The sequence below is a fragment of the Streptomyces sp. NPDC127098 genome (assembly GCF_042722465.1).
Taxonomy (GTDB): Bacteria; Actinomycetota; Actinomycetes; order Streptomycetales; family Streptomycetaceae; genus Streptomyces; species Streptomyces millisiae.
Genome location: NZ_JBHXFJ010000050.1, coordinates 49128 through 55938, shown reverse-complemented (window position 1 = coordinate 55938; position 6811 = coordinate 49128). Strand labels below are relative to the sequence as shown.

The 6811-nt window shown below is 73.6% G+C and carries 6 protein-coding genes and 1 pseudogene; 6 read left to right on the top strand and 1 reads right to left on the bottom strand.

All coding sequences use genetic code 11. The features are described from left to right. Positions 1 to 390 (bottom strand): annotated as a pseudogene (locus ACFWI8_RS26440) (iron reductase); the annotation flags it as partial. A gap of 188 nt (positions 391 to 578) precedes the next feature. Between ACFWI8_RS26440 and ACFWI8_RS26435 the strand changes: the two are divergent. From ACFWI8_RS26435 to ACFWI8_RS26410, 6 genes are all read left to right on the top strand, one after another. Continuing rightward, positions 579 to 650 (top strand): putative leader peptide, encoded by a 72-nt coding sequence (locus ACFWI8_RS26435; RefSeq protein ID WP_387096229.1) that lies wholly within the window; start codon positions 579 to 581, stop codon positions 648 to 650. Positions 651 to 873: 223 nt separating this feature from the next. After that, positions 874 to 2490, top strand: coding sequence for an ABC transporter substrate-binding protein (locus ACFWI8_RS26430; RefSeq protein WP_387096223.1), 1617 nt, complete (start codon positions 874 to 876; stop codon positions 2488 to 2490). Beyond that, on the top strand, positions 2487 to 3437 hold the full coding sequence (locus ACFWI8_RS26425; protein ID WP_311595947.1) for an ABC transporter permease: 951 nt from the start codon (positions 2487 to 2489) through the stop codon (positions 3435 to 3437). Before ACFWI8_RS26430 ends, ACFWI8_RS26425 begins: the two co-directional genes overlap by 4 nt. Before the next feature lie 19 nt (positions 3438 to 3456). Next, the gene (locus ACFWI8_RS26420; protein WP_387096221.1) at positions 3457 to 4332 is read left to right on the top strand and encodes an ABC transporter permease; all 876 of its coding nucleotides are present in this window, start codon (positions 3457 to 3459) and stop codon (positions 4330 to 4332) included. Next, on the top strand, positions 4329 to 5978 hold the full coding sequence (locus ACFWI8_RS26415; protein ID WP_387096218.1) for a dipeptide ABC transporter ATP-binding protein: 1650 nt from the start codon (positions 4329 to 4331) through the stop codon (positions 5976 to 5978). Before ACFWI8_RS26420 ends, ACFWI8_RS26415 begins: the two co-directional genes overlap by 4 nt. Next, positions 5975 to 6796, top strand: coding sequence for a DUF1684 domain-containing protein (locus ACFWI8_RS26410; RefSeq protein ID WP_387096215.1), 822 nt, complete (start codon positions 5975 to 5977; stop codon positions 6794 to 6796). The genes ACFWI8_RS26415 and ACFWI8_RS26410 overlap by 4 nt, the downstream gene beginning before the upstream one ends. The last annotated feature ends 15 nt before the right edge of the window (positions 6797 to 6811 follow it).

The window sequence follows — 6811 nt, the reverse complement described above, 5'->3', positions numbered from 1 at the left end:
GATCGTGGTCAGGCTGGTGGTGCGGTGCCACTTCTCCACCCGGGCCGCCGACAGCCAGCGCCAGGGCGGGCGCGCTCCCGACCTGAGCAGGCCGAAGACGACCGTGACATAGGCCCACAGCAGACCGGTCCAGCCGAACGCCTGGCACAGCCAGTACAGCCAGTACCCGGGCGCGTCGGCGAGGAAGGGCATCACCCGGGTCGTGGCCGAGGTGCCGTTCTCCACCCTGACCCACAGCCACCAGAAGACGAGGCCGGTGATCAGCAGCGCAAGGCTGGCGTCCGGCACGGCCGCGCGGGCGTCCGACCGCAGGCCGCGCCAGTCGAACCGTCGTTCCGGCCGGCTCCTTCCTCCCGCGGAGGGCACGGTCGATCGCATGGAGTCTGTCATCGGAGTCCACCATTCTCGGAGAGCGACTTCGCGGTCCCAGCCCCCGGTGACGGCCCCTCAGGTGCGTATCCCCAGCAGCGTAATCGGCCTGGTCGCGGGCCGGAAGACACGTGCGGCGGGCGATGCCGACGGGCCACGTGTGATCCACGCCCTTGACGGATGTCCAGGACTGGCTCATTCTCGTCGCCATGCAGTCCGTCCTGACGTCGCGTCGCCATGTCGACCTGGGCCGTGTCACCACGGCCTCCTGTCTCGTCTGACGTCAGGCAGCGCCTGATCCGGCCGTGCGGGTGATCCGCGGCCGCGCTGCGCTTCTCTTCTCCACCGCGTCCTTCCCGACGCTCCCCTCGTTCTCGCCGTCCACTCGTCGACGGCCGCTCTTCCCGGCTCAGGACCGGGCGCCCCCGCGCGCCCACCGCCGGTCGCCGGCCCCCGAAAGGAACCCCTGTCGTGCTGTCCTCACGCCTGCCTCGCCCGAGATCCGTGCCCACCACCGCCGCCCTGGCGCTCTCCCTCTCCGTCCTGCTCGGTGCCTGCGGGGGCGGCGGCGCGGCGAGTGACGACGCCGGCGGCTCGGCCGGCGAGCCCACCGACGGCGGCACCCTCAGGTACGCGTTCAACGCGGCGCCCGACTGCGTCGACTCGCGGCAACGGCCCCAGCTGAACTCGCGGTTCATCGGCCGGCAGCTGGCGGACACGCTCACCGAACAGGACCCGGAGACCGGCGAGATCCTGCCCTGGCTCGCCACCTCCTGGGAGGTCAGCGACGACGTCACCCGCTTCACCTTCCACCTCCGCGACGACGTGACCTTCAGTGACGGCGAGCCGTTCGACGCCGAGGCCGTCAAGGCCAACTTCGACGCGATCATCGAGCTCGGCGTCCAGGCGCCGCAGGGCTACAGCTTCCTCTCCGGGTACCAGGAGACCGTGGTGGAGGACGCGCAGACGGCCACCGTCGTGTTCGAGGAGCCCAACGCGCAGTTCCTGCAGGCCACCGCGACCCAGTCGCTGGTGCAGCTGTCCCCCGCGTCCCTGGGGAACGACCCGGCCGACCTGTGCCTGGGCGACTTCGCCGCCTCGGGGCCCTTCACGCTGGACGAGTTCACCCCGGAGAACTCGGTGCGGCTGGTCAGGCGCGACGACTACGCCTGGGCCTCACCGCTGGCCGAGAACCAGGGCGCCGCCCACGTGGAGGCGGTCGAGCTGGACGCGATACCCGAGGGCAGCGTCCGGCAGGGCAGCCTCACCAGCGGCCAGGTCGACCTCATCGAGGCCGTGCAGCCCGCCACCCAGGCGCAGCTCGCGGACACCCCCGGGTTCACCGTGGCCACCTCCGCGCTCCCCGCCATCGCCATCCCCTACATCCCGCTGCCGCACAGCCCGAAGCTCCAGGACGCGGACACCCGCCGCGCCCTCGGCCTCGCCATCGACCGCGACGCGATCGTGGGGGCCGTCTACAACGGCGTCAACACGACCGCCACCGGCGTGCTGACCACCAGCAACCCCGGGTATGTCGACCAGTCCGACGAGATCCGGTACGACCCCGAGGCCGCCGCCGAACTCCTGGACCGCGCGGGCTGGGACACCATCGGCGACGACGGCGTCCGCCGGAACGCGGACGGCGAGCGGCTCAGCCTGACCATCACCTACGAGAGCGGCGACCCGCTGGCCGAGCAGCAGCACCAGCTGGTCCAGCAGCAGTGGGCCGAGGTCGGCATCGAGCTCGTCCTCGACCCCGTCGCGACCTTCCCCGACGTCAACATCGACGAGTACCCGGGGGACATCACCACCTGGAGCCAGACCCGGGCCGACGTCGACGTGCTCCGGCTCGTCTACTCCTCCTTCGACCCGGCCTACAGCATGCGGTACGGCAACCCGGACGAGGAGCTCAACGAGCTGCTGAGCGCCCTGCAGACCACGGTCGACCCCGAGGAGCGCGGCGAGATCGCCGCCCAGGCGCAGCGCCGGATCATCGAACAGGGCTACGCGGCGCCCGTCTACGACCGGGTCTCGGCCTACGGCTTCAGCGACCGGGTCGGCGGGTTCCGCACCGACCTGGAGGCCAAGCCGCTGCTCAACGAGGTGTGGCTCGCGTCGTGACCCGCTACGTCCTGGTCCGGCTCGGCAACGGCGTGTTCGTGCTGTGGGCCGCCCTGACCGTCTCCTTCCTGGTGTTGCACCTGGTGCCGGGCGACCCGGTGTCGGTGATGCTGCGCGGCAACGGTGGAGAGGGTTCGTCCGTGGACCCCGCGGCGGCGGACGCGCTCCGCGCCGATCTTGGCCTGGACCGCCCGCCGCACGAGCAGTACCTCGACTTCGTGTGGCAGGCGGTCAGGCTCGACTTCGGCACCTCGTTCGCCACCGGCGACGAGGTGAGCGCCGTGCTGGGCAGGGCCCTGCCGTCGACGCTCGAACTGGCCGCCGCCTCCCTCCTGTTGGCTCTGGTCCTGGGGGTGGCGGCGGCGCTGGCCGCGTCGTTGTTGCCGACCGCGCCGCTGCGCTCGGCGGTGCTGTCGGCGACGGTGGTCGGCAACGCCGTCCCGACCTTCTGGACCGGCGTGGTGCTGCTCCAGGTCTTCTCCTTCCGGCTCGGCTGGTTCCCCGCCTTCGGGGAGGGAGACCTCTCCCACCTGGTGCTGCCCGCGTTCGCCCTGGCCCTGCCCGGCATCGGCCTGCTGGCGCAGGTGCTCGGCAGGAGTCTGCGCACCGCGCTCGGCGAACCGTATGTGCGCACCGCGCGCGCCAAGGGCGCGAGCCGGCTGCGCGCGGTGACCGTGCACGCGTTGCGGAACGCCGCCATACCGGCGATGACGCTGTTCGGCCTGATGATCGGCGGCATCGTCGCCGGCGCGATCATCACCGAGACGGTCTTCTCCCGGCCGGGTCTCGGCGCGCTCACCGCCAAGGCCATCGACACACACGACTTCCCGGTGATCCGCGCGCTGGTCTTCCTGGCCGGGGCGCTCTACGTGCTGGTCAACCTGGCCGTCGACCTGGTCTACCCCAGGGTCGATCCGCGGATCGTCCTGACCGCCGGCGCGACGTAAGGGAAAAGGTAACCATCCGATGTCCGTCACCACACCACGCCCCGAGGAGCTGGAGCTCCAGGACCTGGAGGCGCCGCGCGCCCGGTTCACGGACGCCGCCCGGCGCCCCGGGCTGCTGCTCGCCGTGTTCTGCCTCGTGCTCGTGCTGGGCTGGACCCTGGTCCCGGGTCTCTTCGCCGGCCAGGACCCGCTGCACACCGACGCCTCGCGCGGCCTCCTGCCGCCGGGCCCAGAGCACTGGTTCGGCACCGACAACCTCGGGCGCGACGTCTACACGCGCGTGGTGCACGGCGCCAGGACCTCCCTGGTCGCCGGCCTGCTGTCCGTCGCCCTGGCGCTGGTCGCCGGCTCGGTCATCGGCGTGCTCGCCGGGTACCTCGGCGGCTGGCTCGACCACCTGTTGATGCGGGTGGTCGAGGTCCTGGTCGTCATCCCCGGGTTGCTGCTCTCGCTCGCCGTGGTGTCCGTCCTCGGCTTCGGCACCACCAACGTGGCCGTCGCGGTCGGTATCGCCGGCATCCCCGGCTTCGCCCGGGTGGTGCGGGCCGAGGTGCTGCGCGTCAGGGCGAGCGCCTACGTGCGGGCCGCCGTGACCAGCGGCAGCCGTACCCCGGCCATCCTGCTGCGGCACGTGCTGCCCAACGCCTCGCCGCCCGTGCTGGTGCTGGCCGCGCTCGACATCGGCGGCGCGGTGCTGTCCATCTCGGCGCTCAGCTTCCTCGGTTACGGGGCCGCGCCGCCGGCCCCCGAACTGGGCGCGATGGTCTCGGAGGGGCGGGACTACATGACCACCGCCTGGTGGCTGACCACCTTCCCCGGGCTGACCATCGCCCTCGTCGTGCTGTCCACCAGCCGCGTCGCCCGCGCGCTGGAGCGGACCGGAGTCTCCTCATGACCACCACCACCCACCCCCTGCTGGCCGTCAGCGACCTGCACCTCTCCTACCGCACCAGGCGCGGCACCGTGCACGCGGTGCGGGGCGCCTCGCTCACCGTCCCGGCCGGCGGGACGGTCGCCCTGGTCGGCGAGTCGGGATCCGGCAAGTCGAGCGCGGGCCTCGCCGTGCTGGGCCTGCTGCCCGCCGGCACCGAGCCGCTCCGGGGCTCCATCCGCCTCGATGGGCGCGAACTCGTGGGCCTGTCCGACCGGGCGATGCGCGACGTCAGGGGCCGCGGGATCGGCTTCGTCCCGCAGGACCCGAAGGCATCACTCAACCCGGTCCAGCGGGTGGGCGCCCAGGTGGCCGAGGCGCTGCGCCTCAACGGCCAGGCGCGCGGCCGCGCGGCGGCCGCCCGGCGCGCCAGGGAGCTGCTCGGCGAGGCCGGCCTGCCGGAACCCGACCGCACGGCGGAGCAGTTCCCGCACGAGCTGTCGGGCGGCATGTGCCAGCGGGTGCTGATCGCCATCGCGCTGGCCGGCGAGCCCCGGCTGCTGATCGCCGACGAACCCACCAGCGCCCTGGACGTCACCGTGCAGCGCCGCATCCTCGACCACCTCGGCGACGTCACCCGGCAGGCCGGCGCCGGGCTGCTGCTCATCACCCACGACCTCGCCGTGGCCGCGGAACGCGCCGAGCAGGTGGCGGTCATGTCGCGGGGTCGGATCGTGGAGGCGGGCCGGAGCGCGGACGTCATCGGCGCCCCCGACCACCCCTACACCCGGGAGCTCGTGGCCGCCGCACCCTCCATGACGTCCGAGCCCGCCGCGCCCGCGCCCCCGGGCGCCGAGCCGCTGCTGACGGTGGAGAACGTGCGGCGGGTCTTCCCGGTGCGGCGACCGACGAGCGGGGGCCCTCGGGAGATCGCCGCCGTGGACGGGGTGAGCTTCACGCTGGCCCGCGGCGGCTCGCTCGGCGTCGTCGGCGAGTCGGGCTCCGGCAAGTCCACGCTGGCCAACCTGTTGTTGCGCCTCGACCGGCCGGACGCCGGACGCATCGTGCTGGACGGCGTCGACCTGGCCACCGCGCCGGCCGCCGAGCTGCGCCGGCTGCGCCGACACGTGCAGCCGGTGTTCCAGGACTCCTACGGCTCCCTCGACCCCGCCCACACGGTCGCCGAGGCCATCGCCGAGCCGCTGCGGGCCTTCGGCGTCACGCCACGCGCGGCACGGGTCGCCGAGCTGCTCGACCTGGTGCGGCTGCCGGCCTCGACGGGTGCCCGCCGGCCGGCCGAGCTGTCGGGCGGTCAGCGACAGCGCGTGGGCATCGCCCGGGCCCTGGCCCTCACCCCGCGGCTGCTGGTCCTCGACGAGCCGGTGTCCGCGCTGGACGTCTCCGTGCAGGCCCGCATCCTCACCCTGCTGGGTGAGCTGCGCGCGGAACTGGGGCTCGGTTACGTGTTCATCTCGCACGACCTGGCCGTGGTCCGGCAGGTCTGCGACCGGGTCGTCGTGATGCGCCGGGGCCGGGCCGTGGAACAGGGCCGGGTCACGGACGTGTTCACCCGGCCGGAACACCCCTACACCCGGGAGCTGCTGGCCGCCGTGCCCGGCGCCCCCGACCACCGAACGACGCCGGCGCACCCGGCGAGGAGGCCGACATGACGCTTGCGGAGACCGATCGTACGGAGTTCGCCCGGCGGTGGGCCGAGTGGCACGACGCGCACGAGCGGAACCGCGCGGACCCGCACGGGTTCCTCGCGATCACCAGCCTGCGCTGGCTGACGCCCGAGCCGGCCCGTTTCGACGACGCCCCCGGCGTCTGGTCGAGCACGCCGGAGGGGGTGGTGGTCGAGCTGGCCGAGGGCGAGGAGCTCTCGGTCGACGGCGATCCGGTTCACGGGCGCCACCGCTTCGCCGAACTCGACGAGCGTGGTGGCGTGTTCGCCTCCTCGGGCCAGCTGGTGATCGAGGTCGCCAGGCGTGGCGGGCACGACATCCTGCGCCCCCGCGACCCCCGCCACCGGCTGCTGACGGAGTACCCGGGCACCCCGACGTACGACCCGGAGCCGGCCTGGGCGCGCCCCGGTCGCTTCGTGCCGTTCGACGCGCCGCGCGCGGTGACCGTCGGCGCCGTCGTCGAGGGTCTCGAGCACGTCTACGAGGCGCCGGGGCAGGTCGAGTTCGAGCTGGCCGGCGCCACCCGCCGGCTCACCGTGTTCGGCGGCTCGGCGCGCGGCGGGCTGCTGGCGCTGTTCACCGACGCGACATCGGGGGTGACCACGTACGCGGCCAGCCGCTCCCTGTCGATCGCGCCGCCGGACGGGGCGGGCGCGGTCACCGTCGACTTCAACCGGTCCTTCAACCTGCCCTGCGCCTACACCGACTTCGCCACCTGCCCGCTGCCGCCACGCGAGAACCGGCTGCCGGTGGCCGTGGCGGCGGGCGAGCGGCTGCCCGCCGGGCGCGGCGGCGCGGCCTGAACGGTCGCCTCTTGG